Origin of the sequence: uncultured Sulfitobacter sp. (genome assembly GCF_947497275.1) — a bacterium.
Taxonomy (GTDB): domain Bacteria; phylum Pseudomonadota; class Alphaproteobacteria; order Rhodobacterales; family Rhodobacteraceae; genus Sulfitobacter.
In genome coordinates this window covers 268,896-287,616 of record NZ_CANMFS010000005.1, presented here as the reverse complement: position 1 = coordinate 287,616, position 18,721 = coordinate 268,896, and the positions used below count along the sequence as shown (strand labels likewise).

General features: G+C 63.2%; 15 protein-coding genes. 5 read left to right on the top strand and 10 right to left on the bottom strand.

The features are described 5' to 3' along the window. Positions 1-61: 61 nt before the first annotated feature. The 3 genes from Q1A06_RS12980 to Q1A06_RS12970 all read right to left on the bottom strand — a co-directional run bounded on the left by Q1A06_RS12980 (position 62) and on the right by Q1A06_RS12970 (position 4,736). A complete protein-coding gene (locus tag Q1A06_RS12980; protein WP_299564194.1) occupies positions 62-934 on the bottom strand; it encodes a 50S ribosomal protein L11 methyltransferase in 873 nt (290 codons plus the stop codon). A 251-nt stretch (positions 935-1,185) separates the two neighbouring features. Continuing rightward, a complete protein-coding gene (locus Q1A06_RS12975) occupies positions 1,186-2,418 on the bottom strand; it encodes an MFS transporter (protein WP_299564191.1) in 1,233 nt (410 codons plus the stop codon). 77 nt (positions 2,419-2,495) lie between these two features. Then, positions 2,496-4,736, bottom strand: a complete 2,241-nt coding sequence (locus Q1A06_RS12970; protein ID WP_299564188.1) for a primosomal protein N' — start codon at positions 4,734-4,736, stop codon at positions 2,496-2,498. A 71-nt stretch (positions 4,737-4,807) separates the two neighbouring features. On the opposite strand from Q1A06_RS12970, the gene fsa reads away from it, so the two are divergent. From fsa to Q1A06_RS12950, 4 genes are all read left to right on the top strand, one after another. Beyond that, on the top strand, positions 4,808-5,461 hold the full coding sequence (fsa, locus tag Q1A06_RS12965) for a fructose-6-phosphate aldolase (RefSeq protein ID WP_299564185.1): 654 nt from the start codon (positions 4,808-4,810) through the stop codon (positions 5,459-5,461). A gap of 197 nt (positions 5,462-5,658) precedes the next feature. Beyond that, on the top strand, positions 5,659-6,366 hold the full coding sequence (locus Q1A06_RS12960) for a DUF484 family protein (protein WP_299564182.1): 708 nt from the start codon (positions 5,659-5,661) through the stop codon (positions 6,364-6,366). After that, positions 6,363-7,301 (top strand): tyrosine recombinase XerC, encoded by a 939-nt coding sequence (locus tag Q1A06_RS12955; protein ID WP_299564179.1) that lies wholly within the window; start codon positions 6,363-6,365, stop codon positions 7,299-7,301. Before Q1A06_RS12960 ends, Q1A06_RS12955 begins: the two co-directional genes overlap by 4 nt. 47 nt (positions 7,302-7,348) lie before the next feature. Then, positions 7,349-8,047 carry a CDP-alcohol phosphatidyltransferase family protein gene (locus tag Q1A06_RS12950; protein ID WP_299564176.1) on the top strand — a complete coding sequence of 233 codons (699 nt, stop codon included), beginning with the start codon at positions 7,349-7,351 and terminating at the stop codon, positions 8,045-8,047. Here the strand turns inward: Q1A06_RS12950 and Q1A06_RS12945 are convergent. From Q1A06_RS12945 to Q1A06_RS12920, 6 genes are all read right to left on the bottom strand, one after another. Continuing rightward, a complete protein-coding gene (locus tag Q1A06_RS12945; protein WP_299564173.1) occupies positions 8,044-8,499 on the bottom strand; it encodes a methylated-DNA--[protein]-cysteine S-methyltransferase in 456 nt (151 codons plus the stop codon). The genes Q1A06_RS12950 and Q1A06_RS12945 overlap by 4 nt on opposite strands. 51 nt (positions 8,500-8,550) lie before the next feature. After that, on the bottom strand, positions 8,551-11,547 hold the full coding sequence (gene ileS / locus Q1A06_RS12940; protein WP_299564170.1) for an isoleucine--tRNA ligase: 2,997 nt from the start codon (positions 11,545-11,547) through the stop codon (positions 8,551-8,553). A gap of 182 nt (positions 11,548-11,729) precedes the next feature. After that, positions 11,730-14,474: a DUF2339 domain-containing protein gene (locus Q1A06_RS12935; RefSeq protein ID WP_299564167.1), complete on the bottom strand. Its 2,745-nt coding sequence runs from the start codon at positions 14,472-14,474 to the stop codon at positions 11,730-11,732. A 43-nt stretch (positions 14,475-14,517) separates the two neighbouring features. Further along, positions 14,518-15,528: a TIGR01620 family protein gene (locus Q1A06_RS12930; protein WP_299564164.1), complete on the bottom strand. Its 1,011-nt coding sequence runs from the start codon at positions 15,526-15,528 to the stop codon at positions 14,518-14,520. Continuing rightward, entirely contained in the window at positions 15,528-15,977 is a 450-nt protein-coding gene (locus Q1A06_RS12925) for a GNAT family N-acetyltransferase (protein ID WP_299564161.1), read from the bottom strand. Before Q1A06_RS12925 ends, Q1A06_RS12930 begins: the two co-directional genes overlap by 1 nt. Further along, complete coding sequence (locus Q1A06_RS12920; protein ID WP_299564158.1) at positions 15,974-17,389, bottom strand: YcjX family protein; 1,416 nt, start codon at positions 17,387-17,389, stop codon at positions 15,974-15,976. The genes Q1A06_RS12925 and Q1A06_RS12920 overlap by 4 nt, the downstream gene beginning before the upstream one ends. Positions 17,390-17,479: 90 nt before the next feature. Here Q1A06_RS12920 and truA point away from each other — a divergent pair, with 90 nt between their 5' ends. Beyond that, on the top strand, positions 17,480-18,253 hold the full coding sequence (gene truA / locus Q1A06_RS12915) for a tRNA pseudouridine(38-40) synthase TruA (protein ID WP_299564155.1): 774 nt from the start codon (positions 17,480-17,482) through the stop codon (positions 18,251-18,253). On the opposite strand, the gene Q1A06_RS12910 is transcribed toward truA, so the two are convergent. After that, the gene (locus Q1A06_RS12910; RefSeq protein ID WP_299564152.1) at positions 18,250-18,615 is read right to left on the bottom strand and encodes a DoxX family membrane protein; all 366 of its coding nucleotides are present in this window, start codon (positions 18,613-18,615) and stop codon (positions 18,250-18,252) included. The two genes, truA and Q1A06_RS12910, sit on opposite strands and share 4 nt — an antisense overlap. Positions 18,616-18,721 lie beyond the last annotated feature (106 nt).

Here is an 18,721-nt window from a genome sequence, read left to right as displayed (position 1 = left end):
AGGTTTCAAATGTGTCAAAAGTTAGGCAATTAAGGCAGAACCACCCAAATCATGTCGAATATCAGGTCTTTTTCAGGAGCGTTATCGTCGTCCAGTCACCAATGCTTTCGCGGTGGTGCAGATTGATGCCGTTCTGTGCATAGACGCCGATCACCTCGTCCGCCTGCTCGTTCAGGATACCGGAAAGAATCGCAAAACCACCCTCCTGCATTGCCCGTGCCATGTCAGGCGCGAGTGCGACGAGCGGTCCCTTGAGGATGTTGGCAAACACCAGATCAAAGGGCGCGCCCGCCGCGAGCGCCGGGTGGTCGAACCCCGCCGCCTCCACGCAGATCACCTTTCCCTCCAGTCCGTTCGCCGTCACATTGGCCTGGGCGACGTCGACCGCGACCTCGTCGATGTCGGACGCAAGCACCGGATCACCCCAGATCCGCGCGGCCGCCATCGCCAGAACCGCCGTGCCGCAGCCGATGTCCACGACCCGCCGCCCGACGAAGCCGCCGAGCGCCAGCCGGTCCAGCGCACGCAGACAGCCCAGTGTGGTGCCGTGGTGGCCGGTGCCGAACGCCATCGCGGCCTCAATGAGCAATGGCTCGCATGCGTCCGGCACCTTGTCGGCGTCGTGGCTGCCATAGACGAAAAAACGACCCGCCTCGACCGGCGCAAGTTCGCGACGCACATGGGCGACCCAATCGGTTTCGGGCAGCTCGGATACAATGAACGGTTTCGCCCCCATAGCAGCGGCAAGAACCGCAAGCGCGGTATCGTCGGGTACGTCCTCGAAGTAGCCGCCCACTTCCCACAGGCCCGATCCGTCCTCCATTTCGAACACGCCGACGCCGGTCGGCTCAGGATTCAACGTCTCCATTGCATCGCCAAGCGTATAGGCTGCATCGCGGCCCGCAAGGGTGGTGAGGGCGGTATAGGTCGGCATCGGCGGCTCCTGTGTCTGTCAGGGTTCGGGTAGGCCCGCACGGGCGCCGGGTCAAGGGTAGCCGGATCGCCCACGCGCAGGTTGCGCAGATAGATCCAGCCTCATAGTGCGTACAATCTACCAACGCCCCCTCACGTCACCAGCGTATACCCAAAGCAGAAGATCGGCATGTCGCGGTACATCGTGCGCACAAGGTCGAGCTGCGCCGCGCTAAAGCTCTGGCCGAAGGTCGAGCCGGTCAGAAACCGGCCTTATTCTGCCGGTTGGGGTACCGCTGCGGCGAACACTGTTTCGTGTCCGGGTTCAGGGTGGCGCGGGATCAGCATGGCCAGCATAAGCGATACGGACGCCATGCCCGCCGCCAGCAAGAACACCGCCGTCGGCGAGACAAGCCACAGCAGGCCCAGCGTCACCGGCAAAAATACCGCCGCGATGTGGTTGATCGTGAAAGCGACGGCGGCTGTCGGTGCCATGTCACCGGGGGCACCGATCTTCTGAAAGTAGGTCTTGAGCGCCAGCGCCAACCCGAAAAACATGTGGTCAAGCACGTAAAGCACCGCCGCCACCTGAAAACCCCAGTCAAAAAAGTACACTCCGCCATAGGATAGAAACACGCAGACCAGACCGACATATTCGAACACCAGCGCGTTGCGCTCGCCAAAGCGGGCGACGATACGCCCCAGCAGCGGCGCGATGAGCATGTTGAGCATCAGGTTGACCAGGTACAGCCCTGCGACCTCGTGCACCGCAAATCCGAATTTCTCGACCATCATGAAACCAGCGAACACCATGAAAATTTGCCGCCGCGCGCCGGACATGAATTGCAGCGCGTAGTAGAGCCAGTAGCGCCGCCGCACCACCATCCGCTTGATCTGCGGATGCGGGCTTTCGTATTGCGGATAGGCGAGCAGCGCGAACAGCGCCACCGCGACCGTGATACCGCCCCCCGCCATGAACACGCCGTTATACGTAAGGCCCAGCGGCTCCCACAGCAGCATGATCACGAAATACACACAGAACGTCGCCGCCGATCCCGTCGCCATAAGCCAGCCGAGGATCTGCGGCGCGCGGTCCTTGGGCAGCCATTGCAGCTGCAAGGACTGGTTGACCGTCTCGTAGTAATGAAATCCTACGGAGCTGAGAAACGTCAGGATCATGATGCCGGTGAGTTGCGGAAACCAAGCGGTGATCGCGGTTGCCGTCCCCAGCAACATCAGCGAGACCAGCCCCAACACCTGTTCGCGGATAAAGATGATCAAAAAAATCACCAGAAACGCCAGGAACCCAGGTATCTCGCGTACCGTGTGCAGCAGGCCGATATCGGCCCCGTCGAACTGGGCCACCTCCTGAACGAAGTTGTTGAGCAGCGCATACCAGGTAAAGAACGCTACCGGCATCGCCAGCGCCATCACGAAGAGCAACGTAATGGGCCTCCGCCAGAGCGGTTGGTCGGATGCGGCATCAAGAGGCAAGATCTTTGTCATGCAGCAGCATTACGCCTGCACCGGCACAAAGACGAGATAAAAACGTGCATCGTGCATGTCCGGATTTGCGCGGTAGCCTAGTAAAAACTCTGCGGATCAATATCGATGGCCAACCGGAGATCCCCCTTGAGCCGTAGTTGCCCGACCCATTGTGCCAGCGCCCTTTGCAGCGCGACGTTCTTGTCCGCTTTGACCAGCAACCGAACGCGATGCCGTCCGCGCACCCGCGCAATCGGCGCCGGGGCGGGCCCATATACCTGCGCGCCCGCATCGCGCAGCACGCGGTCGTTGCGCGCCAGTTGGTTGCCTGCGTCAAATACCGCCGCCACGTCCGGCCCGCTCAGGATGATGCCCGCCAACCGACCATAGGGAGGCATACCCGCCTGTGACCGTTCGGCCGCTTCGGCTTGCCAGAACGCTTCCTCGTCGCCTGCGAGAATGGAGCGGATTACCGGATGATCGGGCTGATACGTCTGCAAGAGTGCGGTGCCGGGTTTGTCCGCGCGCCCGGCGCGTCCCGCTACCTGCCGCATCAGTTGAAACGTCCGTTCCGCCGCGCGCAGGTCGGATCCGGTAAGGCCCAAATCCGCGTCGATGACCCCGACGAGCGTGAGATTGGGAAAATTGTGCCCCTTGGCGACAAGCTGTGTGCCGATGATAATGTCCGCAGAGCCCTGCGCAATGCCTGCAATCTCGGCCTTCAACGCCCGCGCGGTGCCGTACATGTCGGAACTCAGCGTGGCAATGCGCGCGTCGGGCCACAGCGCCGCCGCTTCCTCGCCCAACCGCTCCACGCCGGGGCCGACCGGGGCCATCTTGCCCACCGCCTCGCACGACGGACAGGCTTCGGGCATCGGTTTGCTCTCGCCGCATTGGTGGCAGATCAGACGCTTGAGGAAACGATGCTCCACCATGCGCGCGTCGCAATGATCGCATCCGATCTGGTGCCCGCAGGCCCGGCACAACGTGATCGGCGCATAGCCGCGCCGGTTGATGAACAACATCGCCTGCTCGCCGTTCGCCAGCCGCGCATCGACCTCTTTCTTCAACGCAGGCGATACCCAGCGATCGCTCGGCAATCCTTCGCCGCGCATGTCAATCGCGCCCATCTGCGGCATTACGGCAGGCCCGAACCGCGACACCAGATCAAGCCGCGCGTATTTGCCCGCCTGCGCGTTCGACCAGCTTTCGAGCGACGGCGTCGCCGAGGCCAGCACCACATGCGCACCGCAGATCGAGGCGCGCAGCACGGCCATGTCACGGGCGTGATACAGCACGCCGTCCTCCTGCTTGTAGGAGGTGTCGTGTTCTTCATCCACCACGATCAGGCCGAGATTCTGGAACGGCAGAAAAAGCGCCGAACGTGCACCGATTACAAGCTGCGCCTGCCCTTCGCCCACCATGCGCCAGATCCGCCGGCGTTCGGTCATCGTGGCCCCCGAATGCCATTCCGCAGGCTTGGCGCCGAACCGCGCTTCGACCCGCGTCAGGAATTCTGCTGTCAGCGCGATCTCGGGCAACAGCACCAGCGCCTGCCGCCCCTGCCGCATGGCGGCGGCAACCGCTTCGAGGTACACCTCGGTTTTGCCCGATCCTGTGACACCGCGCAGCAAGGTCGTGCCATAGTCGCCCGAAGCAACGCCCGCACCCAGCGCCGCCGCGCCTGCCGCCTGATCCGCCGTGAGAACCTTGCCGGGCAGATCGGGATCGAGCCGTGCGAATGGCAGATCGCGCGGGCTGTCCTCCTCGAACACCACACCCTGTTTTACCAGCCCCTTGATCACGGACGCCGTGACACCGGCCATCTCCGCCAACTCTTTCAGGGTGAACGACAGATCGCCGTATTCGGCCAATGTCTCCAGCACCTGCGTGCGCGCCTTGGTCACGCGATCCGGCGCGCCGGTACCGCGCCGGTATACCTTGCGCATCGAAGGCGGATCGCCCAGGCCCGGCGCGCGGGTGGCCAACCGCAGCATCGCGCTCAGCGGTGTCAGCGTGTAGGCGGCTGATTTCTCCAGAAACAACTTCATCTCGTCGCGCAGGGGCGGTGCATCGAGCACCCGGATCACCGGGCGCACCTTCGCGTAATCGTAATCGCCCTGCCCCGCCCCCCAGACGACCCCCAGCACCTTGCGCGGCCCCAGCGGCACCTCGACGAACGCGCCCAGATGGCAGCCGCCTTCGGGCGCCTTGTAGTCCAGCGCGCGGTCCAGAGGTTGCGTGGTTTGCACCGCGACAAGCTCTCCGGGATCGAAATAGGTCTTTTGCGCCAAGGAGCGGCCTCTCTGTGGATCAACGGGTTTGAGGGCTTTCAGCATCGCAGATCATGCGGTAAAGCAAAGCCAGATATAACGACCGCCGCTGCCAATCCAACCGCGAAGGACCCGACATGAAATTTTTTGTAGACACGGCCGAAATCGACGACATCAAGGAGCTCAACGATCTGGGCATGGTGGACGGGGTTACGACGAACCCTTCGCTGATCCTAAAATCCGGGCGCGATATTCTGGAAGTGACCAAGGAAATCTGTGGTATCGTGTCCGGCCCCGTTTCGGCCGAGGTTGTCGCACTCGAAGCCGATGAGATGATCGCCGAGGGCCGAAAGCTGGCCGAGATTGCCGATAACATCGCCGTCAAGCTGCCGCTGACGTGGGACGGCCTGAAGGCGTGCAAGGTGCTGTCGGGCGAGGGCAAGATGGTCAACGTGACGCTTTGCTTTTCGGCCAATCAGGCGCTGCTGGCGGCGAAGGCGGGGGCCACGTTCATTTCGCCGTTCATCGGGCGTCTGGACGACATCAACCTCGATGGTATGGACCTGATCGAGGACATTCGCACAATCTACGACAACTACGGTTTCGAGACCAACATCCTTGCCGCATCGATCCGCACCGTGGGGCACGTACAGGACTGCGCGCGCATCGGTGCGGACGTAATGACCGCACCGCCCGAAGTGATCCGCAAGCTGGCGAGCCATCCGCTGACCGACAAGGGGTTGGAGCAGTTTATGAAAGATTGGGCCAAGACCGGCCAGAAGATTCTGTGACAGCAGCGCTGGATCGGCAGTGACATTAGCATGTCGTTAACCATCACCGTATAGCGTCAGGTGGCCGGTCGTGCGGATCGGCCACAGGTGACGGAAAAATCCGACGCCTATCTCAAAAAGCGCGCTTTGCGCACAAAAAGGGGCAGCTTTTTGCGCAGGCCCCTGCTATGAAGTGCCAACAAGAAACTGAGAGCAGCATGAGCAGCAGCCCCAAGATCGAAGATGCCGTCCGCGAGGCGATCATCTCTCAACCGGACGTGATTCTGGATGACAGCGATGTCATGCAGGCGCTGATCGCGGCCAACGAAAAAGCGATGGGCGGCAATATCGTCGACCTGCGCGGCATTGCGATGGAGCGCCTCGAGACCCGTCTCGACCGGCTTGAAGATACGCACCGCAGTGTCATTGCCGCGGCCTACGAAAATCTTGCCGGCACAAACCAGATCCACCGCGCGATTTTGCGGATGCTTGATCCGCTGGATTTCGAGCCGTTTCTGCGCGATCTGGGCGGCGAAGTTGCCGAAACCCTGCGCGTCGACGCAGTTAAACTGGTCCTCGAATCCGTGCAAAACGACAACGATCCGGCGGTTCAGCGTCTTGGCGACGTGCTCAGCGTGGCCGAGCCAGGATTTATCGACCGCTATCTCACCCAGTCCCGTGCCAGCACGGTGCGGCAAGTCACGCTGCGCTCGGTACAGGACGCGTCAGAGCAGATTTACGGCGTCAACGCAGAGTGGATCCGCTCTGAGGCCTGCCTCAAGCTCGATTTCGGCGCGGGTCGCCTGCCCGGCATGCTGGTGCTTGGTGCCGAGGATCCGCATATGTTCGGACCCCAACAGGGCACTGATCTGCTGGCGTTCTTTACCGGTGTGTTCGAGCGCGCGATGCGCCGCTGGCTGTCTTGAGCGGGCCTCAAAATACACTCGCCATCAGTCCCGCCGCGCGCGATGCCCTTCAAACATGGCTTGACCATCAGCGCGCGCTGAAAGGCGCCGCCGACAACACGCTGATCGCCTACCACGGCGATGTCACCGAATTCCTCGCCTTCATCAGCGTCCATCACGGTGGCGCGCAGGGTCTGGGCGCGCTTGCGAAGATTACCGTCAGCGACATGCGCGCGTGGATGGCACAGACACGCGGCGCGGGCGTCGGTCCGCGCTCGCTCGCGCGCAAGCTCTCTGCCGTCAAGGCGTTCTATCGCTGGCTGGCCGCGCGTGAGGGATTCGAGCCTACGGCGGTGCTCTCCACCCGTGCGCCGAAGTTCACCAAGAAGCTGCCGCGCCCGCTGGCTGTCGATGCCGCGCGCGAATTGATCGACTGCGTCGAAACGCAGGGCCGCGCGCCCTGGGTCGGGGCGCGCGATGTGGCGGTGTTGACGCTCTTGTGGGGGTGCGGGTTACGGATTTCCGAGGCGTTGGGCCTGAGGGGGTCGGATGCGCCCCTGCCGGACGTGTTGCGCATCACAGGCAAGGGCGGCAAGGAACGCGTTGCGCCGGTCCTTCCTGCAGCGCGCGAGGCGGTCGCGGCATATCTGCGTCTGTGTCCGCATGCGCAAGAACCGAAAGGGCCGCTGTTCCGCGCGGTAAAAGGGGGCAAGTTGGGCCCCGGCGCGATCCAGAAGGTGATGGCCTCCGCCCGCATGCAACTTGGCCTGCCCGCGAGCGCGACCCCCCACGCGATGCGCCACAGTTTTGCCACGCATCTTCTGGACGCGGGCGGGGATCTGCGCACGATACAGGAGTTGCTCGGCCATGCGTCCCTGTCCACCACACAGGCCTACACGGCCGTCGACACATTGCGCCTGATGGAAGTCTACAACCGCGCCCATCCCCGCGCCTGACCCGCTTTTCCTTTTGCATCCCTCCTGCGGATTTGAGACACAGACCTATGAACGCACAAAACAAAGCTCTCGCCGTCCATCTGTTCACCGCGACCGGCGCCGTCTTCGCCATGCTGGCCATGCTCGCCGCCGTGAACGATGAATATGACATGATGTTCCTGTGGCTCGTCGTCGCGTTTTTCGTCGACGGTATCGACGGACCGCTGGCGCGTAAATATGACGTTAAAACCAACGCGCCGCAGTTCGACGGGGTGCTGTTGGATCTGATCATCGACTATCTGACATATGTTTTCATTCCTGCCTTCGCGCTGTTCCAGTCGGGGTTGATGGACGGATGGAGCGGGTGGATGATGATCATCATCGTCACTTTTGCCAGCGCGATGTATTTTTGCGATACCCGCATGAAAACGAAAGACAATTCGTTTTGGGGATTTCCGGGCTGCTGGAACATGCTGGTGCTGGTGATTTTTGCGCTGGACGTGGAATGGTACATCAGCCTCGTTCTGGTGACATTTCTTGCCATCACGATGTTCCTGCCGCTTAAATTCGTCCACCCCGTGCGCACGGAACGCTGGCGCAGCGTCACCTTGCCTATGGCACTGGCCTGGACGTTCTTTGCCGGTTGGGCCGCGTGGGTGAATTTCCACCCTGAAAGCTGGGCGCAGTGGGGGCTTGTCGTGACGTCCGTGTATCTGATGTTTGCCGGGATCGTGCAGCAGTTCTTTTTCGACGACAAAGACAACTAGATCAGGAAACTGCCCGCGCCCTCATGGCGCAGCAGTGCGACCTTGGTTTCGACACCGCCCGCGCCCGAAAAACCGGTTAGCCCCTTCGCACCCAGGACCCGGTGGCATGGGATGATGACCGGAATCGGATTATTGCCGCACGCCTGCCCGACCGCTTGCGCGGGTACGCCCAGCGCCTTTGCGATATCACCGTAGGTGCAGGTTTCGCCAAACGGGATCGCGGACATCGCGGCACAGACATCACGCTGGAAATCGGATCCCGTGACTCGCATCGGCAGATCGAAGTGCTGCTGCGTGCCCGACGCGTAGGCAGCAAGCTGCGTGGCAGCCTCGGTCAACAGATCGGTCCGCGCGCCGCCCGGTACGCGACGCCAGTGCAGCGCCACGATGGCGCCGTCTTCCTCTACGAGGGTCAGATCGCCGAAGGGCGTGGGAACGGTGCATTGATTCATGACACCAAAGTGGTGGATCGCGCCCGCAGGCGCAATCCGGAAGCTGCGCAATCAGTCGAGAGCTTCGTCTACCGCTTCATCACAGCGTGCGCAGATGCCTGGATGCGTATGCGTGCCGACATCCGGCAGCACTTTCCAGCAGCGTTCGCATTTGTCGCCCGCCGCCTTGGCGAACACCACGGCAACGCCTGCGATCTCCGGTAGGCGGAACGCGTCGGCAGGGGCCGCGTCGCCGTTCACGGCGATGTCTGACGTGATGGTCACATCCTCGAACGATACGCTCTTCAACGCGGCACGCTGCGCGTCGTCCTCGACATAGACGATCGGCGCCGCCTCCAGCGAGGCGCCGATCACCTTGTCAGTCCTCTGAACCTCCAAAGCGGCGGTCACGACACGGCGCGCGGCGCGCACCGCTGCCCATTTCGCCGCAAGGTCGACATCGAGCCAGCCTTCGGGTGTCACGGGAATGTCTTGCAGGTGGACCGAGCTGCCCTCCCCCCCGAACCGTTCAAGCCAGACTTCCTCCATCGTGAATACCAGCACCGGGGCCAGCCACGTCGTAAGACGGTGAAACAGAAGATCAAGCACGGTGCGCGCGGCACGGCGGCGCAGCGTGTCGCCATCGCAATAAAGCGCATCCTTGCGGATATCGAAGTAGAACGCGGACAGATCAAGCGTTGCGAAGTTGAACACCGCCTGGAACACACCCTGAAAATCAAAGCGCGCGTAACCGTCGCGCACAACAGTATCCAGTTCTGCCAGACGGTGCAGCACCCAGCGTTCAAGCTCGGGCATGTCCGCCGCATCTACCCTGTCGGCCTCGGTGAAATCGTTCAGCGATCCCAACATATACCGCATCGTGTTGCGCAGGCGGCGATAGCTGTCAGCCACCCCCTTGAGGATCTCCGGCCCGATGCGCTGGTCGGCGGTATAGTCAGACTGCGCCACCCACAGGCGCAGAATATCGGCACCGTACTGTTTGATGATTTCGTCGGGGACGATGGTGTTGCCGATGGACTTGGACATTTTCATGCCCTTCTGGTCCAGCGTGAATCCGTGCGTCACCACCTGCCGGTACGGCGCGCGCCCGTAGGTGCCGCAGCTTTGCAGCAGCGAGGAATGGAACCAGCCACGGTGCTGGTCGGTGCCTTCCATATAGACGTCCGCGATCCCGTCGTCGGACCCGTCGGGACGGTCGCGCAGCGTGAACGCGTGGGTGGAGCCGGAGTCGAACCACACGTCGAGGATGTCCATCACCTGATCGTAGTCGTCGGGGTTCACGATCCCTTCGAGGAACCGCGCCTTCGCGCCCTCTTCATACCACGCATCCGCGCCTTCGGCCTCGAAGGCTTGCGTAACGCGCTCGTTCACATCCGCGTTGCGCAGCAGGAAATCCGCATCCGTCGGGAGCGCGCCCTTCTTTGTGAAGCAGGTGAGCGGCACGCCCCACGCCCGCTGGCGCGACAGCACCCAGTCCGGACGCGCCTCCATCATCGCGTGCAGACGGTTGCGACCCGATTTAGGCGTCCATTTGACGTTGTCGATCTCGGTCAGTGCACGTTCGCGGATCGTCTCGCCGAACTGGTCCTGACCGTCGCCTACCGGTTTGTCGATCGCGGCGAACCACTGCGCCGTGTTGCGGTAGATCACCGGCGCCTTGGAGCGCCACGAATGCGGATAGCTGTGCTTGATCTTGCCGCGCGCCAGCAGGCCGCCGACCTCGACCAGCTTGTCGATCACAGCAGCATTGGCGTTACCCTCCTTACCGTTCGGCTTGAGGATCGCCTTGCCGCCGAAAAACGGCAGATCGTCGCGGAAGCGGCCGTCGGGATTCACGTTGTAGGTGATCACCTGCTCCAGCATTCCCAGCCCGCGATAAAGGTCGTATTCCTCCAACCCGTGGCTCGGCGCGCAGTGGACGAAACCCGTCCCCTCGGTGTCGGTCACGAAGTCGGCGGCGCGGAAATCGCGGATATCGTCCCACTCGCCATCCGCCCCTTCGGCACCCGACAGAGGATGCGACAGCGTCATGCCGGACAGCTGGGCCGGCGTGATATCGCGCAGGCGGCGGTACATCGTGTCGTCCAGCCGTGCCGCAGTCAGCACATCAGCCGCCAGTTTGTCGGCCAGCAGATAGCGATCCCCTATCTTGACCCAGCTTTCCTCGGGACGCCCCGTGACCTCGTACAGCCCGTAGGAGATATCCTCGCCGAAGACGACCGCCTTGTTGGATGGCATGGTCCATGGCGTCGTCGTCCAGATCACCACATACGCGCCCTCGACGTCGCGGGCGACGTCCGCCTGCGCCCGCTCGATGGCCTCGCGGTTTTCGGCGGTCTCGTCCTCGCCCATCGTGACAAGCTCGGGCAGGTCGAACGACGCGACCTTGAACTTCACCCAGATGGTGAAGCTATCCTTGTCGTGATACTCCACCTCGGCTTCGGCAAGTGCTGTCTGCTCGACCGGGGACCACATGACGGGTTTCGATCCCTGATAAAGCGTGCCGTTCATCAGGAATTTCATGAACTCTTCCGCGATAACGCGCTCGGCGTGAAAATCCATCGTCAGGTACGGGTCGGCCCAGTTGCCGGTGATGCCGAGACGCTTGAATTCCTCGCGCTGGATATCCACCCAGCCGCGCGCGAACTCGCGGCATTCGCCCCTAAATTCGTTGATCGGCACCTGATCCTTGTCGCGTCCCTTCTTGCGGTACTGCTCTTCGATCTTCCACTCGATCGGCAGGCCGTGGCAATCCCAGCCGGGGATATAGCGCGCGTCGTATCCCATCATCTGGTGGGAGCGTACGATCATGTCCTTGATTGTCTTGTTCAGCGCGTGACCGATGTGCAGATGCCCGTTTGCATAGGGCGGACCGTCATGCAGGATGAACGGCTTGCGGTCCTCTTTTTCGCGCAGACGGTCGTAGACACCGATTTCTTCCCAGCGTTCCAGCCAAGAGGGCTCGCGCTTGGGCAGGCCCGCGCGCATCGGGAAATCGGTCTTGGGCAGGTTCAGTGTCAATTTATAGTCGGGCGTTTCGGCGCACATGGGGGGCGTCCTTTTTCGTCGGATACGTTCAGAATTGAGGGGGTCGGTGCGAGCGGTTCGAACACCTTTGCCCGGCGGCTCAGACAGGGCCGAGCGCCGGGGAAATAATTCGCTTTATGATCGATATCCGCGTCATCTTCGCGCCGCTTATAGGCCGCAGCCCCGACCGGAGCAAGCGCGTCTTAGTCCGCGCTCGGGCGCAGGGGCGGCCGGACCTGCCCCTTCGCCCGGGCCCAGCGGTCAAGCCACGCCAGCCCGGCAAGTGACAGACCCAGTACCAGCAACGAGAACACCCGCGTGAGCCCGCCAAGACCAGATATGTCGATGAAGAACACCTTGGCCACGGCCAGCCCGATCGCGATCAGACCCGCGCGGCGCAGCCCAGCAGAGCCACGCACCAGCGCCTGATAGAACAACCCCGCCCCCAGCAGCAATAAGGCGACCGTGTAGGTATAAAGCTCCGGCTGTCCGATTCCGGTCGTCAGATCCATTGCCGCCCCGCCCTGCCAGAAATGCCGGATGACCGTCACGGCCCAGAATGCGGCAAGCGCGAGACCCAGCCCGCACAGCACGCGGCGGGCCCTCGCGTCCAACGACCGCAACCGCCAGACGCCGGCCAGCAGTACCGAGGCAGGCAGCAGATACGCCGCACCGAGTGTATTGAACAGAACCGGGCCGAAAACGATCTGACGCACACTGCTGTTCAAAAGCGGGTTCGCTTCGGTCAGGGCCACGACAATCGCCGCGCCGCCCAAAAGCGCGAAACCGACCGCAAGCCCCCAGCGAATGCCGGACAACAGTCGCGGTCCGCCCGACCCGGCACGCTGCACCTGCGCAAGTGACAGGCCGAACCAGATCGCGGCATTCAGACCGAGGCTCCAGTGCGCATCGAAATAGGAAGCGTCGAAGCGGAAGGCGATCCAGCGAAAGATGAGCAGACTGACGGTCATGCCGCCGAACGACCACGCGGCAGATTCGAGCATTATCCTGGCCATCGGACGCCTACGCGCCCGCAGCAACCCAAGCGCCGCGACAAGCGCCGCCAGGCTGCCGCCATAGGACAGGAGCGTGCCGCCCAGCGGTCCGCTGCGGCCAAAGGCCAGCCCCGGATCGACAACCAACCGGTAGCCAAGCGTAACCACGCCCGCCGCGATGAAATAGCTAAGCGGGGATAAATCCCATCTGCGGTCGAGTGCGGCTGCGGCAACGACCGTGGCGGCGAGTGCGACGGTCAGTGCCACATCGCTCAGAATGATCACGAACCCGAAAGCGAGACACGACAACGCCGAGATCACCGCAAAGCTGACCCTTAATTGCGCCGCCCCGTCGCGGCGCGCAAAGCGCTCGGCCAAACCGACCATAAGTGCCGCAAGCGCCGCCGCGTGAAGCGCCCAAGGGTAAGTGCCGATCACTGTCGACGGAATCCAGGTTACTTCGAGCATGATTGCCATCGCGGGCGCGTAAAGGGCTGCGAACGCGGCCCACAGGATTGCGAACCGTCCGCCGCGCAAGGACCGCCACGCTGCGGCCACCGACAGCACGATACCCAGTCCGACGAGAAACGTCACCGTCCAGGGAAAGGCGGCTTCGGGCGCGCCGGTGTAGGTCGATGCGAACATACGGTAGGTGACCGCATTGTTTTCGGCCTGAGCGAGGACCGAAAGCAGCAGGGCCGCCGCCGGCATCGCGGCCAGATCCTGAAGCGCGGGTGCGCGCACGGACCAGATCACGGCGATCAGTGCCAAGATTGAAAAGATCCCGGTGCTGAGCCAGAATTCGACCGCTCCCGGTTTCCACAGGAGCAACAGCATGACGGAACTTGCTAGCATCCCGCCGAACGCGAGCGACGTTGCAAACCCCGGAAGCTGGGTCTTTCCCGCAGCACCCCGCCGGAACAAGGCCGCCGAAACCGGGCGACCTGCGTGGTCCGGCCAAAGCCCGCGTGCGGGGATCAGCGTGGCCAGCAGCGGCAAGGCTAGAAAATACAGCTGTGCGCTAAAGGCGACGGTGCGCCCTGCGTCCCATGTGAGCACGAAGCCCATGAAATACGCCAGAACCAGCGTCAAAACCGAGATCCAGCCCCAGCGCCGGATCGTATCAACGCCAAGCCCCATTATGGCGATTGCGGCGAAGTATCCGTAAAGAGGGCTGGCATCCGCGTCTGATCGGCCCAGCACCACCGGCGCGCTGTACGCGCCGATCACGCCGACAGCCACCAGAAGCGGGCCGTGCATCCACCCCAGTACCACCGCAACCCCCGCGACAGCCACCATGCCGACCATCGCGGCACCGCCGTCAATCAACCCGTAGAGCAGTCGCGCGGACAACACCGCTCCGAACAGCGTGACGATGCCCGCACCGGAGAATACGGACGGCAGATAGGCGGTCGTCGTCTCCTCTCCGTCACCGAACCGGCGGCGAATCCATTCGCCGCCCGCGATCAGGACAGCGCCGAACGCAAGTGCCGCCGCGATACGCGCACCCGGCGGCAACAGCCCGTTTTCCATTCCGTACTGCACAAGAAAGATTCCCGCCAGCGCCAGCGAGGCGGCGGATACAGCATAAAACCAGTTGCGTTGCAGCCATGGCCCGACCGCCGACACCGCGTCCGAGGTGCGCAAAGGGGCGATTTCGGCCTGCTGCGGCACGGGTGGAGGTGCCACGATCTCTTTGCGCGAAGGGCCGACGATATCTGCGCTATCAGAGGCGTCCTGCGCGACCACGGGTGTGGTTGCGGAAGGTTCGCTTTGCGTCGGGACGATCGCGCTATTTGCCCGCAGGCCGTTCAGATCGCGCCGCAGTTCTGCGATCTCCTCCTGCGCACACGCAACTTGCCGCCGCAGCCCCGATTGACGCAGGAAAAGCACGACAATGCTCAGCGGAACACCCAGTACGATTGCGCCAAAGAGCACCAACAGACTTTCCATACTCGCCCCTTTCCAATCCCTCCGCCGCGCAAGCCGCCCCGGTTCAGCCGGCCTTGCCCGCGCCGAACAGGCCGCCCAGACTTCGGGCGATGATACCCCTGACTTTCGGTCTGCGCCCTGCCCCGAACGGCAGCGGACGGCAGACCTCGATGGCCGCCACACCGACCCGCGCGGTCAGCGCCCCGTTTACCAGCCCCTCTCCGAAACGTCGGCTGAGCTTGGCTAGCAACGACCCACCCAGAATCGGCTCCAGCATGTCATCGCCCACCGCCACCGCACCGGTCGCCACCAGATGCGATAGCACCGCCCGCGTCAGACGCCATGAGCCGAAAAAGCCCGAACGCCCGCCGTATATTTCCGCAATCCGACGGATCATCCGCAAGTTCGAGGTAAGCGCCGCCGCCACGTCCGCCAGCGCCAGCGGTACCAGCGCCGTCACCGTCGCCACCTGGCGCGCCGCCGCTTCGACTTCACGCTGTGCCGCTTGGTCAAGCGGCGCAAGAAGCTCCGCTTCGGCAACCCCCAGAAGGCTCGCGGCATCCATCTGGTCCCCGCGCAATTCCGCCAGACGGTCACGCCCCCAGCGGGTATCCTCGCGCCCCTTGTAGAGCGCCTTCAGGCGGTCGGTTACGTCGCGGGCCTGCACCAAATCCTCGTGTGCCAGCGCTTGAGCGGCCGCATGGTGCAGCCCATCGAGCCGACCCAGCCTGCCAAAAGCGGCGATCTCGCGCAGGGCCACCAGCGCAAGCACCAACAGGAACATCCCCATCAGCACGCTCATCGCCAGACCGATCACCGGATAGCGCGCCATCAGATCGGTGATGAAGGTCCACGCCGCCAGTGACACGAGGGCCGCGACAAGCGCGCCCGCCAAAGCCCAGAAGAGCCGCGTCAGACGGGAGGGTTTGCGCGCCGCCAGCCGTGCGGCGATCTGCATCGCCTGACCCTGCGGCGCTCTTTCGTCGGGCGTATCCAGCACCGGCGGCGCTTCTGTCACCGACGGACGCGGGCCGGTGTCTGTATCAAGATCAAAGAAAACGGGACCTTTGGCCATTACGCAGGCTCCTTTCGCCATTCAAAGCGGATATCCGGCAGATGGGCGTCATTGCCTGCCCCGTCACTGCGCGCCACCTCGACGAAACCGGCCTTGCGATAGAACCGCGCCGCCCGCGCGTTCTGCGCATAACTCCACAAGCCGAGCATATCCGCCTCGCGCTGCGCCTCTTGGATCAACGCGCGCGCAACTCCGCGACCCTGCAAATGCGGGCGCAGATACAGCGCGTGTATTTCGCCGCCCCTGCGGGCGACGAATCCCGCCGTTTGGTCACCGCTCACTGCGACGCGGACCCATCCGGCGTCGATCAGATCACCAACAAAACCGATCTCTTGCGCGCCGCTGTAAAGCTGCGGCAAAAATCCCAGACGCGCGTTCGCTTCGCCCATGATGGCGCCTAACGCCCCGGCGTCGAGCGGTCGGGCCGCGCGCAAGTGCACATCGCTCACAGACGGTCTCCGAAAAGGAACTCGGCGGCCCGGTCGAGCCGGATGTGAGGCGGTCCGTCGCCGGGGCGCAGCTTCAGCGGGCTGGGGGCAAACCGCATCACCCGGTAATCCCCGTCAAGCCAGCTTGTCGCGCCCGCCCGCGCCGGGGCCAGCAGCACGTTGGGGTCCTCTGGCAGATCACCGGGATAAAATGCCGCCTGCTTGCCCGTATCAAGCAATGTTCCGCGCACCACACCCAGCGCGGCGCCTTCATGGGTCACCATCTCTTCGGTCGTCGCACGCAATGATGCAATCGCCAAAGCTTGAGTCTGTGCCCCGGCGAACCGGGCGCGGTCACGGGCGTCACGGGTCAGCGCCTCCATGATCGCGGTCAGTTGCTTATGCTGGGTATGGTGCAGATGATCGGCTTTCGTTGCCGCAAAGAGGATCCGCTCAACCCGCTTGCCGCGCAGAACCCCCGATAGAAAGCCATTGCGTCCGGGCCGAAACGCGCCGAGAATTTCGCTCATGGCGGCGCGCAGATCCTCGATCGCGGGCGGTCCTGCGTTGATCGCGCCCAGCGCATCGACCAGCACGACCTGCCTGTCGATCCTTGCGAAATGGTCCCGAAAGAAGGGTTTTACGACCTCCCGCTTGTAGGCTTCGAACCGTCGCGCCATTTCGCGCCGCAGCGATTTGCGCGCGTCCGCGCCATCGCCCGGCAGCGGCGCGAACGTCAGCACCGGCGACCCGGCCAGATCCCCCGGCAGCAGGAAACGCCCCGGCGTACAGTCCGAAAAGCCCTGTGCGCGCGCCTCTTGCAGGTACGCCGCATAGCTTGCGGCGAGTGCCTTGGCCTTGGTCTCGTCCAGCTCTGCCTGCGCATCGGTATCCGCCATCAGCGTCAGATAGCCTTGCGCAGACGGACGGTCGGCGATGCGTGCCAGCGTCTGCGCGCACCATGCGTCATAGGTGAGATCCAGAAGCCCCAGATCGAGCAGCCATTCCCCCGGATAATCGACGATATCAAGGTGGATCGTGCGCGGCCCCTGCAACCCTGAAAGCATTCCCTTCGGCCGCACCCGCAGGCTCAGCCGAAGTTCTGATATCGCACGGGTGCTGTCCGGCCAGCTCGGCTGCGGACCTGTCAGCGCGCCTAGATGCGATTCGTAATCAAACCGGGGAACGGTGTCGTCCGGTTGCGGTTGCAGGAACGCAGCCTCGATTCTCCCCTCGGAGGCAGCGACCAGACCGGGCATCCGCCCCCGATCCATCAGATTGGCCACCAGTGACGTGATGAAAACCGTCTTGCCCGACCGCGCAAGGCCGGTCACGCCAAGGCGGATCACCGGTTCGAAGAATGTTTCCGACACCGTGTCCTGCACGGCCTCGACCTGCCGCCAGATACCATCCGCGATTTGAGAAATGACCACCCGTCTGCGCCCTGCTCCAGTTCCAGCACCTCAACATAAGGCGCGCGTGCGGGGATTGCCAGAACCGCGCCCGCGCGCTAAGCCCGCGCCATGTACCGCTTTGCCCTGAAAATCGAATATCACGGCGCACCCTTTCGTGGCTGGCAGCGGCAGAAACAGCATCCATCGGTGCAAGGTGCCATCGAATCCGCCCTGGCCAAGCTGGAGCCGCGCGTACACAATATCGCTGCCGCGGGGCGCACGGATGCCGGCGTCCACGCGCTCGGACAAGTGGCGCATTGCGACATGGACCGCGACTGGGGGGCTTTTCGACTGTCCGAAGCGCTGAACTATCATCTCAAGCCGCAGCCGGTCGCAATCGTGGATTGCGCGCCTGTTGACGACAGTTTTCACGCGCGGTTTTCGGCGGTCGAACGGCGCTATCTTTTTCGCCTGCTCACCCGTCGCGCGCCTGCGACACATCAGGCGGGCCTTGTCTGGCAGGTCAAACACGATCTGGATATTGACGTAATGCAGGACGCCGCCAACAGGCTATTGGGCAAGCATGATTTCACCACCTTCCGTTCGACGATCTGTCAGGCCCAAAGCCCTGTGAAGACGTTGGACAGGTTAAATATCAGCAGGGTCGAGACGGTCCAGGGCGAAGAGGTTCATTTCGACGTGCGCGCACGGTCGTTCCTGCACAACCAGGTGCGTAGTTTTGTCGGCACGTTGGAGCGGGTCGGCAGCCACGCGATGAGCGCGGATGACGTGCAGGGCGCGCTTGAGGCGCGCAACCGCGCCGCCTGCGGGCCGGTCTGCCCGCCGCAAGGATTGTACCTTGCCGGTGTCGGATATCCCAATCCGCCCTTCGCGGACGGCTAAGGGCGCCAAAATCCCCGTTCGGCGCCGCGTGCGGCCAGCATCAGCAAACCACCTGCGATGGCCCAATTCTTGACCACGATGCTCATCTGCCACGGATCATCGGGCAGAAAATGGAAATAGCTGGTCACGCCGCAATAGAGCGCAAGGGTGATCCCGACCGGACCGGGCAAAATCCCCGCCACAAGCAGGGCAGCCCCGACCGCGTTGAGCGCCAAGGCTGGCCACATCAGCCACACAGGCCACCCCCGCATCGCCAGCAACGCCTGTGTCGCATCCGGGTCCACCAGTTTCTGCAGGGTGCCGGCGATAAACAACAGGGCGATACAATACCGACCGATGCGTTCGATCCAAAGAACCATCATGCATTCAGCTTTGTGAAGTTGTGAAAAACCGCGGGCCCGTGCCATTCCGCACGGACCCGTGATCCACTCGTTAAACGGGGCTGCGCCCCTAACTGTTCAACTTTGC

Excerpts from the sequence above, each read along its gene's own strand:
- truA (WP_299564155.1), top strand. The coding sequence starts at position 17,480 with ATGTACCGCTTTGCCCTGAAAATCGAATATCACGGCGCACCCTTTCGT.
- Q1A06_RS12960 (WP_299564182.1), top strand. The coding sequence starts at position 5,659 with ATGAGCAGCAGCCCCAAGATCGAAGATGCCGTCCGCGAGGCGATCATC.
- Q1A06_RS12970 (WP_299564188.1), bottom strand. The coding sequence starts at position 4,736 with ATGCTGAAAGCCCTCAAACCCGTTGATCCACAGAGAGGCCGCTCCTTG.
- Q1A06_RS12980 (WP_299564194.1), bottom strand. The coding sequence starts at position 934 with ATGCCGACCTATACCGCCCTCACCACCCTTGCGGGCCGCGATGCAGCC.
- Q1A06_RS12950 (WP_299564176.1), top strand. The coding sequence starts at position 7,349 with ATGAACGCACAAAACAAAGCTCTCGCCGTCCATCTGTTCACCGCGACC.
- Q1A06_RS12945 (WP_299564173.1), bottom strand. The coding sequence starts at position 8,499 with ATGAATCAATGCACCGTTCCCACGCCCTTCGGCGATCTGACCCTCGTA.
- Q1A06_RS12975 (WP_299564191.1), bottom strand. The coding sequence starts at position 2,418 with ATGACAAAGATCTTGCCTCTTGATGCCGCATCCGACCAACCGCTCTGG.
- Q1A06_RS12910 (WP_299564152.1), bottom strand. The coding sequence starts at position 18,615 with ATGATGGTTCTTTGGATCGAACGCATCGGTCGGTATTGTATCGCCCTG.
- Q1A06_RS12930 (WP_299564164.1), bottom strand. The coding sequence starts at position 15,528 with ATGGCCAAAGGTCCCGTTTTCTTTGATCTTGATACAGACACCGGCCCG.
- fsa (WP_299564185.1), top strand. The coding sequence starts at position 4,808 with ATGAAATTTTTTGTAGACACGGCCGAAATCGACGACATCAAGGAGCTC.
- Q1A06_RS12935 (WP_299564167.1), bottom strand. The coding sequence starts at position 14,474 with ATGGAAAGTCTGTTGGTGCTCTTTGGCGCAATCGTACTGGGTGTTCCG.
- ileS (WP_299564170.1), bottom strand. The coding sequence starts at position 11,547 with ATGTGCGCCGAAACGCCCGACTATAAATTGACACTGAACCTGCCCAAG.